The organism is Streptococcus plurextorum DSM 22810, assembly GCF_000423745.1.
In the GTDB taxonomy this organism is placed as follows: Bacteria; Bacillota; Bacilli; order Lactobacillales; family Streptococcaceae; genus Streptococcus; species Streptococcus plurextorum.
Window position 1 is genome coordinate 78902 of record NZ_AUIO01000001.1, and the last position, 17751, is coordinate 96652.

Consider the following 17751-nt stretch of genomic DNA (forward strand, 5'->3'; position numbering starts at 1 on the left):
CATGAATCATTCAATGGTCCGCTACCTTCTCTCAAAATTACTACTCATTGAAGCAGCTCTTTTAGTGGTCCCTCTCATTGTGGCTACGATTTATCAGGAAGAGGCAACTGTTTTTAAAGCGATTATCGCAACACAAGGTATCTTAATTCTCCTAGGGGTAATCGGTATTTGCTTTAAGCCAAAAAATTACCGCATTTATACAAAGGAGGGGCTACTCATTACAGCCATGACCTGGATTCTTTGGTCTTTCTTTGGTGGCTTACCTTTTGTCTTTGCTGGACAAATTCCCGATGTCATCGATGCTTTCTTTGAAATCTCTTCTGGCTTTACAACCACTGGCGCTACCATATTACCAAATGTTGCTGTCTTGTCGCCTTCTCTCATGTTTTGGCGCAGTTTTACTCACCTCATCGGTGGTATGGGGGTATTGGTTTTTGCCCTTGCTATTATGGAAAACAGCAAGAATGCTCACTTAGAGGTCATGCGGGCTGAAGTTCCTGGACCTGTCTTTGGTAAAGTCGTTGCCAAACTAAAAAACACTGCTCAAATTCTTTATATCATCTATTTGGTGATGTTTCTCATCTTTACCTTGGTCCTTTGGGGACTTGGCATGCCTCTTTATGATTCTCTTGTCATTGCTATGGGAGGGGCTGGTACGGGAGGATTCGCTGTCTACAATGACTCCATAGCTCATTACAATAGCTCTGCTATTTCCTATGCTGTTTCTATTGGTACTCTTTTATTCGGTGTCAACTTTAACCTCTACTACTTTATTTTGGTGCGGAAAGTTAAAGCATTTTTCAGCGACGAGGAGCTTCGCGTTTATCTTGGAATCGTTCTGGCATCTTCTGCCATGATTGCTATTAACATTTACCACCTTTACGCTAATCTTAGTCAAACAGTAGAATATTCCTTTTTCCAAGTTGCTACCATCATCACGACAACAGGTTTTGGCATCACAGATCTGACAAAATGGCCTCTTTTTTCACAAGTTATCCTGCTCATGCTCATGTTTATTGGTGGGTCTGCTGGTTCCACTGCAGGAGGGTTTAAGGTCATTCGAGCTATGGTTGTGGCAAAAATTTCACGTAGCCAAATCCTATCTAGCATTTCTCCCAATCGCATCCTCACCATTCACGTTAATGATAGCCCATTAGACAAGGCTACCCAGCACAGCATTTTAAAATACTTATCGGTCTATTTAATGATTCTTGTCGGACTCATTATCTTCTTATCTGCTGATGGTAAGGATTTTATGATCACGGTAAGTGCTGTGGCTTCAACCTTTAATAATATTGGTCCTATTCTAGGAACTAGTGAGACTTTTGCTATTTTCAGCCCATTGTCAAAATTTGTTCTATCACTAGCCATGATTGCGGGACGTTTGGAAATCTATCCTATGCTTCTCCTCTTTCTGCCACGTTCTTGGAATAAATACTAGGCTCTTGAAATGATTGGTGATAATAACAAAGAGTGTGTTCTCAATGATTTTTGAGGACACACTTTTTAGTGGACAAGAGGTGACTCAGTTCTTTAAACAAACCAATCAGGCTTTGTCAGTTGCTACATCTGCTCTACTCCAAGCAGTGATAAAAAACTCGTCACAATCCTGTTATAATATCTTAAAACTATCAGGCTTATAACATTTGATCAAATGGCTCAAAATTCTTAAGGTTTCTTTTGGAAATGGATGTTATCCTAAGTAACATCCAGAAAGAAAAGAGGAGTCCAGTGATGCTTTTGTTTGCCTTTCCAGGTATGGGAAAAACAACCCTTGCTAAAAAATACCACAATGTTGTCGATCTTGAAATGTCTGATATCAAATATGATAATTCCAGCGTCAGCCATCTCAGTAAGGAAGAACGCAAGTCCACACCGCGTCCTATTAAAGATAAACATTATAAACAAATTTATATTCAAAAAGCCATGGCTTTGCATCATCAAGGCAAAACGGTTTTGGTTGCCTTGAACTTTCTTTTTCCTCTCCTTGTCGAATGCATTCGTCAGAAAGTTAGGGAGGTCCATATCTATATTCCTCATCCACGACTACAAAGAGAGTACAAGAAACGCTATATCGGTCGGGGAAATAACCGTCGCTTCATCTTTGAAGTCATGGCAATTTGGTATCCTAGTCTGGTCCCTCTGTGGCTAGCTTCTAAACTATTTCCACAAGGTATCACCGTTACTCAAGAAGGTCAAACCTTGGAAGACTTTTACTTGAAAGTCTGCCCCGCTATTTACCCCAACATTCCTGAAAGATAGCCACCTCAAAGAACAGGCTAGGCTCGTAGCTTGATGGTGACTTACTCCTTCACTCTTTACGACAATCACTTATAAAAAACAACCACAACAGTCTATTCTCATTATTGGAATAAGCTGCTGTGGTTCCTGTATTTTCAAAATGTAAAGGAGAGGCACTGATTTGTCAGTAGTCTTCGATTATCGCAGATATCCGCTCTTTCAGTTCGGGTAAGAGCTCTTCTTTGAACCAAGGATTTTTAGCCTGCCAGATATTATTACGAGGAGAGGGATGAACCAGGGGAAAATAGTGTGGCAGAAAATCCTTATAATGTTTAACGGTATCAGTTACTGTTGTCCTCGATTGTTGTTTTAGGTAATACTGCTGCGCGTAACTTCCAATCAGAATCAGAAGCTCTGCTTTTGGCATCAGTGCTAGAATGTCTGGGTGCCACTTTTGAGCAAAATCCTTTCGAGGGGGTAAATCACCAGATTTTCCCTTACCTGGATAATAGAAATCCATAGGGAGAATAGCAAAAAGACCCGATTCATAGAAAGTCTGACGATCTACTCCTAACCAATGTCGAAGATTATCCCCACTGGCGTCGTCAAACAAACGGCCCTTTTCTTGTGTCTTCCAACCAGGAGCCTGCCCAATAATCAGGATTCGTGCAGTAGAGGAAACTTGGAAAAGAGGAGTTATTCCTTGATTGGTAAAAACTTGGTTGGATGGGTCCTTTATTATGGCTTGTTTCATCTCAGTTAGATTCATGACGACCTACTTTCTTGACCATGGTCACATCTTCTTCTAGGGCATGAAAACCGCAGTTTTTGTAGAAGGAAAAGGCTGGGAGATTGCGTTCGGTTTGTAAGAGGATATGGACAATACCTCTGTCCGCCAACAGTTTCTCTATTTCCGAAAGAAAACGACTACCCAGACCTTGCCCTTGATAGTCAGGGGCGATGCAGAGTTCTTCAATGCGGTACTCCGTCCCCTCATACCAGTAGCGAATATAGCCAAGTGAGAGGGCGATGAGGTTGACTTGGTCAAACAGTCCAAAACAAAGGGCTCTTGGGTGTGCCAGCAAATCTCCGATGTAACGGTCTAATTGTTGCTCATCTGACCAATCGTCATGCCAAGGTGCTTGGCTAAAAACTGACACAAACAGGTCTTTGACCCTGTCCTTGTCTGAACTTACTAATGTTTCTATTGTCATACTTCCTCCTAAAAAAGACAGGCGAACCCGTCTTAACTTACTATTTGATCAACTCATAGATAGCTTCTGCATAAATGGCTGCTGCACGATATAAATCTTCGACATCCGCAAATTCATTAGCCTGATGCATAGTGTCTGTGTAGCCTGGGAACATAGCTCCAAAAGCAACACCCCGCTTAAGAAGGCGTCCAAAGGTTCCACCACCAATGATTTGTTCAAATCCTTTTAATCCTGTTTGCTTTTCATAAACCGCTAGTAAGGTCGATACAAGTTCATCATCCATAGGGGTGTAATGTGGAACATGTCCATGGGCTGCAAGGGTAACACTCTTAACGCCCGTTAAGGTTTCTAAAACTGATTGAATCGTTTCTTTGTCTGTCCCTTGTGGGTAGCGGAAATTGAGAGCAATGGTATTATCACTTGAAGTTGCATCAAACTTAAAGACCCCTGCATTCATGGTCAATTGACCCATTTTCTCATCAGTGTAGGCAACACCAGTCTTTTCAGCGTAATGGTCTGTATGGATAACCTGTCCTGCAACATAGAGGTAGTCACGCGCTGCTCCAGCAAAGTCAAATTGCCCAAGGAAATGAGCAAGGTAAGTTACCCCATTGATACCTGCTTCTGGATGAGCGCCGTGAGCCGACTTTCCAATGAAGGTAATGGTAAAACGACCTGCTTCTTCAGACACAGTAGCTGTGACTGGATTTTGACTGGTAAAGTCTGAAAGTTTTTCCTGTAAATCTGATAAGGTTAATGGTGCTGAAATCACAGCTGTCCCAGACTCTGGTACCATATTCTCACGAAGACCACCGCTTAAGCTGTGAAGGACACATTCACCATCATTTTGACCATCAAAATGCAAGTACTCCGTAATGTTTCCTTTTTCCCCGTTGATGATTGGGAATTCTGCGTCTGGTGAGAAGCCAAAGTCAGGATCTTTGAGGCCGTTATGCTCAAAGTAGTAATCCATATCTGCCCAACCTGACTCTTCATCTGTTCCCACAATAAAGCGAACTTTTTTAGAGACAGGAAGTCCTAACTCTTTGATGATGTTTAAGCCGTAATAACAAGCCATGGTTGGCCCTTTGTCATCTGAAGACCCACGGGCAAAGAGTTTGCCATCTTTGATGGTCGGTGTGTAAGGGTCTGTGTCCCAACCTGAACCAGCTGGCACCACATCCAAGTGGGCAAAGATACCAAGCACTTCTTCACCGTCGCCGTATTCAAAATCTCCAGCGTAATTATCAATATTACGCGTCTTGTAACCGTCACGCTCTGCTATTTCTAAAAATTTCTCTAGCGCACGCACAGGCCCTGGACCAAAAGGATGGTCTTTATCTGCTTTTGAATCATCACGTTCGGAATTAATCTCAAGAAGGCTAAAAAGGTCAGCCATCATGGCCTCACGGCGTTTGTCTACTTCTGCTTTAAAATCAATGGTCATGCTTTCTCCTTACTTATAGTCAATTACTTCATCTACTGGCAAACGGTAGCTAGGTTCTGGTTTTTCATCGGTATAACCTACCGTTATCAAGAGTTCTGGACGGAAACGTTTATCAATGTCAAGGACGTCGTTTACCCTGCTACTTTTATCAAATCCAAGAATCATGTTTGACCCAATTTTTTGATCAGTTAGAGCCATAACAAGGTTATGGGTAACAATACCAGCATTCAAAGCCAAATAGTCTGATTTTTCTTGTTCGGTAAATTTAGCAAAGCGAGGTGGCAGAGCATCCATGTAATAACTGAGGCGCTCATCTGATAAACTCTTAACACCAACACGAGCAATCTTACGCGCCCGTTTGACTAAATCTGTATCCGTAAAGAGGACAATGGTGTATTGAGATTCATTGACTTGCTCTTTGTTAGCCCCATGAGCAAGTTCAGCTAAATCTGCTTTTTTCTCTTTAACAACCACAAATTTCCATGGTTGGCTATTGTGGGCAGACGGTGCCAGCGTTGCAATTTCAATGGCGGTACGCACATCCTTGATGTCAATCGGCTGGTCATTAAAATGCTTGATGGCATGACGCTTTTTATTCAATTCTAGGAATTTCATATGCTTCCTCTTTTCTATATGATTACCCTTACATTTTACCATAATTTAGGTTTTTGGGAAATGGCAGAGCAAAAGTTATCGTCTTTCTCTATAACCCATCCCCCTTGGCTCTTTCTGCTTTCTCCGCACGCCTGTTGAGTAGCCAAAACACTTGACACGCCACGACATAAAGTATCATCAGAGAAAGTCCTTGACCTGATAGACAGAAAATCAAAACCAATAGTAACATGATTGCTATCATGAGACTTGGCGCTCCCTTTTTCTTAAATGAAAACCACAGGCCTAACCCCCAATTAATCACTAGGATGAAAAAAGCAGGCAAAAATAGCAAGAGTTCGGCTAATCGTAATGCGCTTGATGACAGATGAGTATTGGTCATAAATCCTAGAACAGTCCCACCTAGTCTTAACAATAGCCCAATCAAAACAAGACTTGATACCAAAAAGTAATTATTAAAACCCGTTTTTCTCAGTAAAGCATTGACCAGAAGATTCACCCCTGTTACAAGCATTCCCAATAAAAATGAGCCAAACATCCCAACAAGTATTACAATTCCCATAGCTTCCCTCTATTTACATTTTGATACGCTTCATTATAGCATGATGTCACAAAAGTCACAAAAAAGGCAGGACTTTCGTCCCGCCCTCTTCTCTTCTTATAGCAAGGCCTTGAATTGAATATTTGAATCTTCTAAGAAGCAATCATCAAAGCCACGTGGGTGGTGATACTCAATGCGGTCCTTATCAAGTGGATAGGTATACTTACCACCAACTTCCCAGATGAACGGGTGGAAGTCATACTGCAGGCGTTCTTTCCGCATTTTCCATAGTTGAAGAATTTCATCTGTTGATGCCATGAAGTTAGACCAGATGTCATAGTGAACAGGGATAATGACCTTAGCACGCAAGTTTTCTGCCATACGAAGTAAATCGATAGAGGTCATCTTGTCCTGAATACCGATTGGGTTGTCACCGTAGTTGTTAATAGCAACGTCAATGTTGAAGTCACGACCGTGTTTTGCAAAGTAGTTTGAGAAGTGAGAATCTGCACCGTGGTAGATGGTTCCGCCAGGTGTTTCAAAGACATAGTTGACTGCCTTGCGAGCCATGAGTTCATCTGTTACAGGAAGACCTGCTAGTTTGCCACCATTTTCGTCGTAGCCTTCGATGGGTAAAGTCACCAAGCAGGTACGGTCGAATGACTCAACTGCGTGGACCTTGATGTCTTTGAATTCAAAGCTATCGCCTGGTGCGATGCGGATGATACGGTCAGCGGGCACACCCCATTTTTCCCAGATATCGCCACTTTCAACTGGACCAACAAATTTCACATGGTCCAATTTTGGATTGTTGATAATAGCAGCGGCAGTGCTGATATCCATATGGTCGCTATGCACGTGCGATACCAGGTAGTAGTCCAATTCGTTGATTGCAAATGGGTCGATGACCATTGGTTGTACACGCAAGTTTGGTTGCAATTTGCGCACACCGGCCATGTTGGCCATTTGGTGTCCCCAAACCATATCTTTTACTTTTTTAGTGGACTTACCACGAGATGACCAAAGGTCCATGACCACGTTAGCTCCACCAGGTGTCTTAATCCAAACACCACAGTTCCCAAGCCACCACATAGCAAAGTTGCCCTCTGGCACCACTTCTTCTTCAATTTCTTCATTAAGCCATGTTCCCCACTCTGGGAAGGTTGATAGAATCCAAGATTCTCTTGTAATATCTTGAACTTTAGCCATTTCTTAGTCCTCCTAGGATTTTCGTATTGTATAGTCTAAGTATAAGCTCCCTTGGGTACAAAAAAAAGACCAAATCTAACACAGTGCTGTGTTCACATTTGGACTTTAATAGATATCCGTTTCAAGACAAGCCCCCGAAATACAGGTTAGTAATTCGTTAGCAATCAAACTTTGCAGGCGTTGCTTTAGCTCTAGCACCTGCTGACTATCCGAAAGGTAAGCTGTTAATAAACGATCCAATTCTACAGCAAAGCCTTTTTGATGATCCGTAAAGCTACGGTATTTTGAAAAATGCACTAGACGTATCACATCATCAAAATCTAATATCGGCTGCACTTGCACTAAAGGCAAATGCGTCTCCAAGGCTTCGTTAGTCGAAATCAAAAACTCCACTTCAAGGAGATCTTCTACACTTTTGAATTGTTCTGTTGTAAATACGGCTGAGATGATTTTATCAGGCAGGTATTGCTGACACTGGCGAATTAAAAGGCGTTGAACAGATATGCCCTCATCACAAATGATAAAAACGGTTGGAAAGCTTGTTCTTTGATGAGTCGTTCGCCGCAAGGCTCCACCCATGTGAACCGTTAGATAAGCGAGATCCTCGTCAGATAAGACAATATGCCAAGCCTCTTCCAAGATACGGCTGGCATGACGCGTCACTTGAAATAGACTTTGATACTTATTCCTGATCTGTTTTGTCAAAGGATTTTTTGATAAGATGCCATAGGCTTTTCGAAACAGCAAGGCCTTACAATGTGCAAGAAGGTTCTGAGCGAGCTCTTCCTTATCTTCAAAGACAAAGGAAGAATTTTTCTCAAAATCATCGATAAAGAGATCCACAACTTTTTTGAGCGCTACAAAGTCTTGACTGTTAACATGCCCATCACGATCCTTACGATAGGACAAGAGTAAAATGGCTATGAGAGAGACTTCAATCTCATCTAACACTAAGCCAAACTCTTTTTCAAGTGACTCTTGGAGTTGTTGAGCCACTCGGTATTCAATGCGCTCATAGACCAAATTAAATTCCCTGACAATAGCTTCTTTTTCGACCGTATCTAATTCGGTATTATGGTAACTAAGCAAGAGATAAGGCAAAACTTTAAGCATAAATGCAATCTCTGCTGGATTGATTTTCTTGCTTAATCCTTTTTCAATTTCTGGCACTTGACGGCTCAAAAACTGAGTGATTTCTGGTGAGAAGAATTGTTGACAACCTTCAAACTGAGCCACTTTTGTTTCTAAAATTTGTAGGAAACCCGCGCTTGCTTCTGTTAATAAATTATTCAAAAGGGTATGCATGTATTGCATTTTATTAAGCGGATGGCAAGCGAGGTCATAACCTTGAGACTTTGACACATACAGGGTCATTTGATAACTATTTTTAGCCAGCTGTGCTCGAATCTCATTGAGATCATTTAAGACTGTATTACGTGAGACTTCTGTCAGTTCCATGAGCTTCTCAATAGTGATGCGCTCTGACGTGATACAAATATATACCATCATCAACTGCATCCTCTCCGTCATATTCATCACATACTGATAGGAATCAAGGGTCTGCATTAATTGCTGAGCCGCATCTTTTTGACACTCCGATAACATGATACCGACCCTAGGCAGGCTCTCAATAGGGGGAACCTGGCTTGGTAATAGGGAGTTTATTTTGTCAATCTGGTAGTAAATCTTACGGCGAGATTGTCCCAAGTCACGTGAGATAGCCATAACCGTCACAGGCTCTTGTAAACGAATCAGGTGTGCCAAAAGGTCATAGCTACTCTTATCCATAACCTATCCTCCTTACTGAAATCGCTTTATTTTAACATATTTCTTAACAAAAAGATAGAAGATAAGACTCCTGTCTTACCTTCTTGATACCATCTTAATGTTCGCCACCCTTTTGGCCGTAGTAGGCATTTGGGCCGTGCTTACGGAGATAGTGCTTATCCATAATGTAGCTTGGTGCTGGTTCCACCCGTGGATTGATTTGTTCGGTGTAGCGGTTCATCCGAGCCACTTCTTCTAGGACAACACTGTGGTAAACTGCCTGAGCAGGGTCCTTGCCCCAAGTGAACGGACCGTGATTGCGGACAACAATTCCTGGTACAGCAACTGGGTCAATACCACGACGCTCAAATTCCTCAATGATGACTGAGCCTGTTTCTTTTTCATAGGCAGTATTCACTTCTTCGGCCGTCAAAGAACGGGCACATGGTACTGGACCGTAGAAATAGTCCGCATGAGTCGTACCATAAAATGGAATGTCGCGACCAGCCTGAGCCCAGCCAACTGCCTCTGTCGAATGGGTATGCACAACGGCGTGTACATTTGGCCAAGCCTTGTAGAGGGCAACGTGGGTCGCCAAGTCAGACGACGGGTTGAGATCTCCTTCTACCACATTTCCATCCAAATCAGTCACCACCATGTTTTCTGGTGACAATTTTTCATAATCCACACCAGAAGGCTTGATAACAATGCGACCAAGTTCACGGCAAACTTCTGATACATTTCCCCAGGTAAACTTGACAAGTCCGTGGGCAGGCAGGGCAATATTGGCTTCATAGACCCGTTGGCGCATTTCCTGTAAATCTTTTGGCATTAGTTCAACCCCGCTTTCTCAATCAATGGATAGAGGAAATCCTGCGCTTCCTTGATAGCTGCTCGTGTTTCCTCAACCGTTTCGCAGTTTTCTGACCACATCTCAATCAAGAATGGACCTTGGTAGTTAGTCTTTTTCAAGACTGCAAACATATTGTCCCAGTCCACACAGCCCTGACCGAATGGGACATCACGGAATTGACCCTTGGAGTTCTCGGTTACCGCATAGGTATCTTTCAAGTGAAGGGCTGCGATAGAACGGTGTCCCAGGTAAAATTCGCTGTAAATGTCATTGTGCCAAGCAGATACGTTTCCAGTATCTGGGTAGACAAAGAGATAAGGCGAATCGATTTCCTTCTCAACTGCTAGATATTTTTCAATGGAGTTGATAAATGGATCATCCATAATCTCAATGGCCAACATGACCTGAGCCTGTTCTGCCCAGTCGCAAGCCTTGCGGAGATTCTTGATGAAACGCTCTCTGGTTTCAGGTGATTTTTCCTCATAGTAAACATCATAGCCAGCCAACTGGATAACCCGAACGCCCAAATCCTGAGCCAGCTCAATACACTGTTTCATGGTTTCCAAGGACTTAGCTTCAAGAGTAGGATCATTGGAACCAAGCGGATAACGACGGTGACCAGAGAAGCAGATTGTCGGAATGCGGACACCTGTTTCATAGATAGCTTTGACCAAGTCCAAACGCTCTTCCTTGGTCCATTCCAAACGAGCCAAGCGTGCATCGCTCTCATCTACCGACATTTCCACAAAGTCGAAACCTAATTCTTTGGCAAACTCCAAACGCTCCTTCCATGTGAAATGCTTGGGCGTTGCCTTTTCATATATTCCGATTGGTCGTGCCATAGGCCTACCCCCAGATACGACGGATTTCGTCTTTGAATTCACGTGCCGCAGCCGCTGGATCTGCCGCTTCTGTAATACCGCGACCTGCGATAAAGGTGAAGACATCTACTCCCTCGAAGAGTTTGAGGGTATCCACATCAAGACCACCTGTTACAGAAACACGGAAGCCCATTTCAACCAATTTTTTCACCTTGTTCAAGTCTTTTTCACCCCAGGTTTCGCCAGCAAGGAGGGCGTCACGAGATTGGTGATAGATCGCTTGGGAAATACCTGCATCCAACCAAAGCTGAGCTTGTTCAAACGTCCAATCACCATAAAGTTCGATTTGGATTTCACCCTTGTCACCACGCACTTCCTTGATAGCCTTCAAAGCAGCTTCCATGGTTGGAATGGTTGCAGAACAGATACAGGTCATCCAGTCCGCACCACGAACGGCATTGTTTTTAGCAACCGTACCACCCGCATCCGCACACTTAGTATCTGCAACGATAATCTTGTCTGGGAAGAGGCTACGAAGAACTTCTACCAACTCGCTACCAACTTGGAGCAAGCAAACCGTACCTGCTTCAATAACATCCACTTCATGTCCAACAGACACTGCAGCCTTAATCGCTCCTTGCAAGTCTGAATGGTCAAGGGCAACCTGTAAATTTGGGATATGTTTTGTCATCTTTTCTTCCTCCTAGCTATCCAAATCTAAACCTTCTAAGTACGGGCTACTTTTTGATTCTTCCACCATTGCCAAGACTTCCTCCGGTGTCTGACAAGCTACCAGACGCTCAATGGAATTTTCCAATTCAAAGAGGGCAATAATCTGTGGAATAGCTACTGATGTGTGAATCTTTGGATCTGTCGCAGCCAAGGTCAACAGAACAGAAACTTCCTTACCGTCTGAAAAGGCTACTGGCTTTGTCAAAGTTATCAAGGCAAAAGAATCCTTCAAGACTCCGACACCTGCCTGGGCATGAGGCATAGCCATGCCTGGCATGAGCACATAGTAGGGACCATATTCTTCAGTCGAAGCGATGATTGCGTCGTAGTATTCTTCCGTTGCAGCACCGCTGTCAATCAAGGGCTCAACTGCCAAATGAACAGCTTCCTGCCAGGTTTCCGCTGTCAATCCCAAACGAATGGAATTGTTTTCGATAAATGCTTTTTGTAAATTCATAACAAATCCTTCCTATTAGGAAAGGGGAGGGAAACTCCCTACCCCTAACTATTGTCTATAATACTTCCTGTAACTTAGTCTTGATTTCATTGTCATCCATGAGGTTATCAAGTCCGACCAAGTGACCTTGAGTCCGACCTTCTAACTCAGCAATCAAATGCTTAGAAGCAATAACGATGTCATAACCAGCTGCCAAACCTTTTGCCTCACCAACTGAGCATGAAGCGGATTGAAAATCTGTGACACCAAGCTCACGAAGGGCTTTTTCCACTTTCATTTTAATAACCATAGATGAGCCCATACCATTGCCACAAGCCGTTAATACTTTAACCATTGTCTCTTCCTCCTATTATAGAATATATCATTTTCAACATGGTGATTTGGGATATTGCCAAGATTAGTCTTGAACATCGCCACGATAGTAAGCTTCTTTATCTTTTGCTTTGGCAAATTGCAGTTGCGGGATAACGAGCAAGAACAAGCAAACTAAAGCATATCCTGCAATGCCGATGTATTTAAAGAGATAGCCAAATGGTACCCATGGAATTGCCAAGTCGATATTGCCGTGGTAACCACCCTTCAATCCAAGAAGTGCCACAGCTACAGCACCAACCGCTACTTGGAGAACCCCTGAAAGGAAGGAGAGAACAGCAGCTGCTTTCCAACCACCACGTTTGTCCGCATAGACTGCAATGGCTGCATTATCAAAGAATACTGGCACAAAGCCTGTGATGATAAGAATAGGATTTTTAAAGATAACCAAAAGTGCGATGGTGATCAGCTGACCAACGAGACCAAAAGTGAAACCCGAAAGCACAGCGTTTGAAGAACCAAATCCATAAGAAGCCGCAACGTCCACCGCTGGGAATGAACCTGGAAGAAGTTTGCTTGAAATACCTTGGAAGGCATTTGTCAACTCTGCTACGAACATGCGCACACCCTGCATCAAAATGAAGAGATAAACAGAGAAAGTCAAAGCTGTTTGCATCACATACATGAAGAATGATTTAGCTGGGTTAAATGCCCCAGGGCCAATCAATTCTGCATTTGACATGATTTCTGGACCAAGAACCGCCAAAATCGCACCAAAGAATACTAACATCAAAGTCGCTGAAGCCACAACAGTATCATGGAAGATATTGAGGAAGCTAGGCAACTTCAAGTTGTCCAAATTATCTTCTTTTTTACCAAGTTTTGGCGCAATCTTATCGACAAACCAAATGGCAAATTGTTGTTGGTGACCGATGGCAAATCCGCCACCACCTGTCAAACGTTGCGTCGCTTCAACGGTCATATTTGAGCTGACTGCCCAGTAAAGACCACAGATGATACCTACCGCCCAAGCGCCAGCTGCATTTTGCAACTGAGGGATCAAAAGGAGAACAAACACTGAAATAGTCGCAGCTTGTTGCACCATGATATGCCCTGTGATGAATAAGGTACGAACTTTGGTTACTTTACGAAGGGCTACCAGAAGGATGTTTACTCCAAAGCCAATCAAGAGAGCTGTGGTCGCCACATCGATGAAGCCCATTTCAGTTAATTTTGCATTGGCTGCTGCAAGCCCAAAATAAGGGTCAATAACCGCTGCTTCCAATTCAAACTTTTTAGCAAGGGCAACGAGAATTGGACGGAAGGTTGTGACCAAGCCCCCAGCACCGACGTTTAAAATCAGATAACCAACCGTTGCTTTGATAAATCCAGCAAAAACTTCATGGGCTGGTTTTTTTAGGAGAATGTATCCTATTAAAACCAAGAGACCAACAAAGAATGCAGGGTTCTGCAAAATGTTGGTTGAGAACCATTGTAGGATATTCATACGATATACCTCTCTTTTGATTTGTTTTATTTTACATATTCATCATAACCTTTTGTAAGCGCTTGTAAAAGACCAAGAATTACACAGGCAACTGTTCACTCTTGGACTATTCTTCTGACAAACAGATTGGAAAGGCGGTGAGTACAAAAGCAAAAATAGCAGAAAGGTAATCAAAAAAGGCTTTAAATGAGCCTTCCTAAATGCTGATTTAAAACCTTTTGATGCTATTAAGAGATGTGTCTAATCTCAGTTTAGTGTTCCCTTCCCCCTATTCGTCAGTAACTGGTTTACTAGACAGTTACGATAGGCTAGTCAACGCTAAGCAATACTCTTACTTAGCTTCTGCTTGATGCTTTAAAACCTCAAGCACGCGCTCAGCAACCGTCTCAGGTACCCCCAGAGACCTCATCTCATCAATGCTAGCTTGTTGAATAGCCGTAATAGACTTAAAGGCTTTGAGTAAAGCCTGCTTCCGCTTTGGTCCAAGGCCTTTAATACCATCCAGTTTTGAGCTAAAGCTGTTTTTACTTCTCACTTGCCTATGGAAAGTAATGGCAAATCGGTGCACCTCATCCTGAATACGGTGCAGTAGGAAAAATTCCTGAGAATTTCTGGGAAGCTCGACGACTTCTAACGGATTGCCGAAAAGCAATTCATGGGTCTGGTGCTTATCATTTTTTTGTAGACCAGCAATAGGGATAGAAAGTCCTAATTCATCCTCAATCACTTTCTTTGCCACATTGACCTGACCTTGCCCACCATCAATGATGATCAGATCTGGCAAGATGAGACCGTCACGCTTTACCCTACTATAACGACGTCGAATCACTTCACGCATGCTGGCATAATCATCTGGACCGTCAACTGTCTGAATCTTATATTTACGGTATTCCTTCTTGGCTGGCTTTCCATTTTCAAAAACAACCATAGCTGACACAGGACTCGTCCCCATGATATTGGAGTTATCGAAGGCCTCGATGCGATTTGGCGTTGGAATCCCTAAGAGGAGGCCGAGGTTATCAACCGCGCCTTGAGTTTTAATCAAGTCTTTCTCGATAAGGTTAAACTTCTGCTCCAAACTAACACGAGCATTTTTTGTAGCAAGATTGACCAGCTGTTTTTTCTCACCTTTTTGTGGCTTAATTACCTTAGCGGTCACCAAGGCTTCTACCGACTCTTGGTCAATATCTGATGGAATGAAAATCTCACCAGGCATAAGATGACTACTATCCCTGTAAAATTGCCCAAGATAGGTCAAAAAATCTTCTCCAGCCTCATTATAGTAGGGAAAGAGATTGACATCACGCTGGATAAGTTTTCCCTGACGCACAAAGAAAACCTGCACACACATCCATCCCTTATCGGCATAATAGCCAAAAATATCCCTATCTTGCATGTCTTGATGCATGACACGCTGCTTGGTGCGAAGGGTATTTACCGCTTCAATCAAATCACGGTACTCTGCAGCCCGTTCAAAGGCCATGCTTTCTGCCATTTCCTGCATTTTTGCTTTGAGTTGATTGACAATCTTGTCATCATGGCCATTCAAAAAGTTTTTGACATCTTCAATCAGCCCATCCCAGTATGCTTTATCTGTCTGACAAGTGGTGTGGGCATTGCATTGCCCCAAATGATAATAAAAGCAGACTTTATTGGCTGGGTTGGTGCATTTTCTAAAAGGGAAAATGCGATCCAAGAGTTTTTTGATGTCATTTGCCGCACCGCTATCAGGATAGGGGCCAAAATAAAGGCCATCATTTTTCTTGACCTGACGGGTAATGATCAGGCGAGGGTAAATTTCTTTGGTAATCTTGATAAAAGGATAGGATTTGTCATCCTTGAGTTTGATGTTGTACTTTGGTAAATTCTCCTGAATCAGATTGATTTCAAGCAAAAGCGCTTCAATATTTGATTCTGTTACAATAAACTCAAAATCCTCAATCTCAGATACCAGTAGCTCTGTCTTGGTATCGTGACTACCACGGAAATAGGAACGAACGCGGTTTTTCAGATTCTTAGCCTTACCCACATAGATAATGGTTCCATTTTTATCCTTATGCAAATAACAGCCAGGGCTGTCTGGCAAAAGCTCTAGTTTGTGTTTAATGGTTGTATTCATAGGTTTATTATAGCAAAAAAATGAGCTAGGACCTTATCCCAACTCATCTATGATTCATCTTAGTCTGCGTAGTATTCTTGACCGTAGCCTGCTACTTCTGCATTGACTTGCCAGTGGATACCGAACTTGTCTTGCAATGAGCCGTAAGCTGGTGACCATGGCACAGCTTGCAAGTCCATAGTGATTTGCTTGGCACCTTCAGACAATTTAGCAAACAAGTCTTTTGCTGTCGCTTCGTCATCTGTAATCAAGGCAACAGTAATGTTGTCCCCTACTGAGTATGGCATTTCTGGATTGTTGTCTGACAACATGAACCGTTGACCATTACTCAAACGGAACTGAGCGTTCATGACAAAGTTTTCTAATTCTGCTGGGCAGTTTGGCACGAAATCTTTGTAGAGATTGACTTGTTCTACTTCGGCACCAAGGGCGTTTTTATAAAATTCAATTGCTTCCTGACCATTACCATTGGTAACGAGATAAGCTTCCATTGCTTTAAGCATGAGGACCTCCAAGTTTTGTGAATGGCTCATTATATCAAAAGAAGTGATTAGAAGCAAATCATCTGTCTTACAAAAGTTCTAAAAGCTCTGCGTAAGAATTTACTTGATAGGTGGGAATGGCTGAGCTATTATTTGGCTTTTCTTCTGGATTAAACCATACCGTATCAATGCCTGATTGATTTCCTCCTTGAATGTCTGCTGTCAGACTATCACCGATCATTAGCGCAGCTTTCTGATCAAAACCATCAATCTCTGAAGCAATCCAATCGTAATAAGCCCTATCTGGCTTAGCAGTGCCAATTTGTTCCGAAATAAAAACCCGCTCAAAGAGATGCCCAATAGCTGACTGCTCAAGGCGTCCTTCTTGAATAAGGGTGACGCCATTTGTGGCACCAAAAAGACGATAGCCTCGAGCCTTCAATTCTTCCAAAAGTTCACGCGCCCCTGAAAAAGTCTGCCCTTGTTGGCTTAGAAAATGCTGGTAACGTAAGGCAAGGTGCTCTCCATCCCTCTCCTGACCAAAATGATCAAATACTCGGGAAAAACGGGTTGCAATGAGCTCTGATTTACTGATTTCTCCACGCTCAAGCTGACGCCAAAGAGCAGCATTCATCGGCACATAATAATCCTTATAGGCCTGAATTTCTGACACGCCTGCTTCTTCAAGTAAAAAGGTCAATGCCATATCTTCAGCAAGCTCAAAATCTAAAAGGGTATGGTCAAGGTCGAATAATAGAAATTTGTAATGCAATATGGGAATTTTCCTTTCAATTCATTACCACTCTTGAGACTAAAGTCACTCAAGAGTGGGCGGCAAGCTCTTTGGGGATTTCCTAAATGACTTACTAGCTACTCTTATGATTATGTGTCTTCATGACACGTTAACGATTTTAGGCAAGTGTTCTCAAAATAGTCGATGAGACTTGTCACACCGTCAAGCAACTATTTCTGTTCCAAAACTAGTCTGCACGAATCACTTCCACGCGGTAGCCATCAGGATCTGTTACAAAATAGTAGCGTCCTGGACTTCCTGGCAATCCCTTAATATCTGTCGTTGGGTAGCCAAGCTCCTTGTGCCTTGCATTATCCCCTTCTAAGTCATCAGATGAGAGAGCCAAATGTGAGAAGCCATCTCCTACTGTATAAGGCCCGTGATCGTAGTTATAAGTCAATTCAATCTCAAAGTCATCACCTGGAAGTGCAAGGTAGACAAGGGTAAATTGATGCTCGGGATAGTCCTTACGACGGGTTTCCTTAAAGCCAAAACCTTCTTCATAGAATTTTTGCGAAGCTTCTAGATCTTCAACTCGCAAACAAGCATGCAACATTTTTTTACTGGCCATATTGGTACTCCTTTTATTGTTATGCCTTTAGTATAGCATATTTATCCTGAAAAACGAACCTAACCTTACCTAA

The 17751-nt window shown here is 42.7% G+C and carries 19 protein-coding genes; 2 read left to right on the forward strand and 17 right to left on the reverse strand.

Annotation, left to right across the window (positions count from 1 at the left end; genetic code table 11):
• Window position 1 precedes the first annotated feature (1 nt).
• Both G575_RS0100365 and G575_RS0100375 read left to right on the forward strand, forming a co-directional pair.
• A complete protein-coding gene (locus tag G575_RS0100365; protein WP_027970952.1) occupies window positions 2–1441 on the forward strand; it encodes a TrkH family potassium uptake protein in 1440 nt (479 codons plus the stop codon).
• 293 nt (window positions 1442–1734) lie between these two features.
• Entirely contained in the window at window positions 1735–2262 is a 528-nt protein-coding gene (locus tag G575_RS0100375; RefSeq protein WP_027970953.1) for a hypothetical protein, read from the forward strand.
• Between the two features lie 163 nt (window positions 2263–2425).
• Here the strand turns inward: G575_RS0100375 and G575_RS0100380 are convergent, their stop codons facing one another.
• The 17 genes from G575_RS0100380 to gloA all read right to left on the reverse strand — a co-directional run bounded on the left by G575_RS0100380 (window position 2426) and on the right by gloA (window position 17678).
• On the reverse strand, window positions 2426–3010 hold the full coding sequence (locus G575_RS0100380) for a uracil-DNA glycosylase family protein (protein WP_027970954.1): 585 nt from the start codon (window positions 3008–3010) through the stop codon (window positions 2426–2428).
• Window positions 2997–3455 (reverse strand): GNAT family N-acetyltransferase, encoded by a 459-nt coding sequence (locus tag G575_RS0100385; RefSeq protein ID WP_027970955.1) that lies wholly within the window; start codon window positions 3453–3455, stop codon window positions 2997–2999. Before G575_RS0100385 ends, G575_RS0100380 begins: the two co-directional genes overlap by 14 nt.
• 40 nt (window positions 3456–3495) lie before the next feature.
• Window positions 3496–4902, reverse strand: a complete 1407-nt coding sequence (gene pepV / locus G575_RS0100390; RefSeq protein WP_027970956.1) for a dipeptidase PepV — start codon at window positions 4900–4902, stop codon at window positions 3496–3498.
• Between the two features lie 9 nt (window positions 4903–4911).
• On the reverse strand, window positions 4912–5517 hold the full coding sequence (locus tag G575_RS0100395; RefSeq protein WP_027970957.1) for a nitroreductase family protein: 606 nt from the start codon (window positions 5515–5517) through the stop codon (window positions 4912–4914).
• Between the two features lie 88 nt (window positions 5518–5605).
• On the reverse strand, window positions 5606–6076 hold the full coding sequence (locus G575_RS0100400) for a hypothetical protein (protein ID WP_027970958.1): 471 nt from the start codon (window positions 6074–6076) through the stop codon (window positions 5606–5608).
• Window positions 6077–6172: 96 nt separating this feature from the next.
• Entirely contained in the window at window positions 6173–7264 is a 1092-nt protein-coding gene (gene ulaG / locus G575_RS0100405; RefSeq protein ID WP_024381204.1) for an L-ascorbate 6-phosphate lactonase, read from the reverse strand.
• A 105-nt stretch (window positions 7265–7369) separates the two neighbouring features.
• Window positions 7370–9052, reverse strand: a complete 1683-nt coding sequence (locus G575_RS0100410; RefSeq protein ID WP_027970959.1) for a BglG family transcription antiterminator — start codon at window positions 9050–9052, stop codon at window positions 7370–7372.
• Between the two features lie 94 nt (window positions 9053–9146).
• Window positions 9147–9863 (reverse strand): L-ribulose-5-phosphate 4-epimerase, encoded by a 717-nt coding sequence (locus tag G575_RS0100415; RefSeq protein ID WP_027970960.1) that lies wholly within the window; start codon window positions 9861–9863, stop codon window positions 9147–9149.
• The gene (locus tag G575_RS0100420) at window positions 9863–10726 is read right to left on the reverse strand and encodes an L-ribulose-5-phosphate 3-epimerase (RefSeq protein WP_027970961.1); all 864 of its coding nucleotides are present in this window, start codon (window positions 10724–10726) and stop codon (window positions 9863–9865) included. The genes G575_RS0100415 and G575_RS0100420 overlap by 1 nt, the downstream gene beginning before the upstream one ends.
• A gap of 4 nt (window positions 10727–10730) precedes the next feature.
• Complete coding sequence (locus G575_RS0100425; protein WP_027970962.1) at window positions 10731–11396, reverse strand: 3-keto-L-gulonate-6-phosphate decarboxylase UlaD; 666 nt, start codon at window positions 11394–11396, stop codon at window positions 10731–10733.
• 12 nt (window positions 11397–11408) lie between these two features.
• Entirely contained in the window at window positions 11409–11894 is a 486-nt protein-coding gene (locus G575_RS0100430) for a PTS sugar transporter subunit IIA (protein WP_027970963.1), read from the reverse strand.
• A gap of 55 nt (window positions 11895–11949) precedes the next feature.
• Window positions 11950–12228, reverse strand: a complete 279-nt coding sequence (locus G575_RS0100435; protein WP_027970964.1) for a PTS sugar transporter subunit IIB — start codon at window positions 12226–12228, stop codon at window positions 11950–11952.
• 63 nt (window positions 12229–12291) lie between these two features.
• Complete coding sequence (locus G575_RS0100440; protein WP_027970965.1) at window positions 12292–13713, reverse strand: PTS sugar transporter subunit IIC; 1422 nt, start codon at window positions 13711–13713, stop codon at window positions 12292–12294.
• A 331-nt stretch (window positions 13714–14044) separates the two neighbouring features.
• Entirely contained in the window at window positions 14045–15832 is a 1788-nt protein-coding gene (gene uvrC / locus G575_RS0100445) for an excinuclease ABC subunit UvrC (protein WP_027970966.1), read from the reverse strand.
• A 59-nt stretch (window positions 15833–15891) separates the two neighbouring features.
• Window positions 15892–16335, reverse strand: a complete 444-nt coding sequence (locus tag G575_RS0100450) for a VOC family protein (protein WP_027970967.1) — start codon at window positions 16333–16335, stop codon at window positions 15892–15894.
• Between the two features lie 67 nt (window positions 16336–16402).
• Window positions 16403–17086: a pyrimidine 5'-nucleotidase PynA gene (pynA, locus tag G575_RS0100455; RefSeq protein WP_027970968.1), complete on the reverse strand. Its 684-nt coding sequence runs from the start codon at window positions 17084–17086 to the stop codon at window positions 16403–16405.
• 208 nt (window positions 17087–17294) lie between these two features.
• Complete coding sequence (gloA, locus tag G575_RS0100460) at window positions 17295–17678, reverse strand: lactoylglutathione lyase (RefSeq protein WP_027970969.1); 384 nt, start codon at window positions 17676–17678, stop codon at window positions 17295–17297.
• Between the last annotated feature and the right edge of the window lie 73 nt (window positions 17679–17751).

What these genes read in the sequence shown, in the direction of transcription:
- G575_RS0100365 (WP_027970952.1), top strand. Translation starts at nt 2, where the DNA reads ATGAATCATTCAATGGTCCGCTACCTTCTCTCAAAATTACTACTCATT.
- G575_RS0100375 (WP_027970953.1), top strand. Translation starts at nt 1,735, where the DNA reads ATGCTTTTGTTTGCCTTTCCAGGTATGGGAAAAACAACCCTTGCTAAA.
- G575_RS0100380 (WP_027970954.1), bottom strand. Translation starts at nt 3,010, where the DNA reads ATGAATCTAACTGAGATGAAACAAGCCATAATAAAGGACCCATCCAAC.
- G575_RS0100385 (WP_027970955.1), bottom strand. Translation starts at nt 3,455, where the DNA reads ATGACAATAGAAACATTAGTAAGTTCAGACAAGGACAGGGTCAAAGAC.
- pepV (WP_027970956.1), bottom strand. Translation starts at nt 4,902, where the DNA reads ATGACCATTGATTTTAAAGCAGAAGTAGACAAACGCCGTGAGGCCATG.
- G575_RS0100395 (WP_027970957.1), bottom strand. Translation starts at nt 5,517, where the DNA reads ATGAAATTCCTAGAATTGAATAAAAAGCGTCATGCCATCAAGCATTTT.
- G575_RS0100400 (WP_027970958.1), bottom strand. Translation starts at nt 6,076, where the DNA reads ATGGGAATTGTAATACTTGTTGGGATGTTTGGCTCATTTTTATTGGGA.
- ulaG (WP_024381204.1), bottom strand. Translation starts at nt 7,264, where the DNA reads ATGGCTAAAGTTCAAGATATTACAAGAGAATCTTGGATTCTATCAACC.
- G575_RS0100410 (WP_027970959.1), bottom strand. Translation starts at nt 9,052, where the DNA reads ATGGATAAGAGTAGCTATGACCTTTTGGCACACCTGATTCGTTTACAA.
- G575_RS0100415 (WP_027970960.1), bottom strand. Translation starts at nt 9,863, where the DNA reads ATGCCAAAAGATTTACAGGAAATGCGCCAACGGGTCTATGAAGCCAAT.
- G575_RS0100420 (WP_027970961.1), bottom strand. Translation starts at nt 10,726, where the DNA reads ATGGCACGACCAATCGGAATATATGAAAAGGCAACGCCCAAGCATTTC.
- G575_RS0100425 (WP_027970962.1), bottom strand. Translation starts at nt 11,396, where the DNA reads ATGACAAAACATATCCCAAATTTACAGGTTGCCCTTGACCATTCAGAC.
- G575_RS0100430 (WP_027970963.1), bottom strand. Translation starts at nt 11,894, where the DNA reads ATGAATTTACAAAAAGCATTTATCGAAAACAATTCCATTCGTTTGGGA.
- G575_RS0100435 (WP_027970964.1), bottom strand. Translation starts at nt 12,228, where the DNA reads ATGGTTAAAGTATTAACGGCTTGTGGCAATGGTATGGGCTCATCTATG.
- G575_RS0100440 (WP_027970965.1), bottom strand. Translation starts at nt 13,713, where the DNA reads ATGAATATCCTACAATGGTTCTCAACCAACATTTTGCAGAACCCTGCA.
- uvrC (WP_027970966.1), bottom strand. Translation starts at nt 15,832, where the DNA reads ATGAATACAACCATTAAACACAAACTAGAGCTTTTGCCAGACAGCCCT.
- G575_RS0100450 (WP_027970967.1), bottom strand. Translation starts at nt 16,335, where the DNA reads ATGCTTAAAGCAATGGAAGCTTATCTCGTTACCAATGGTAATGGTCAG.
- gloA (WP_027970969.1), bottom strand. Translation starts at nt 17,678, where the DNA reads ATGGCCAGTAAAAAAATGTTGCATGCTTGTTTGCGAGTTGAAGATCTA.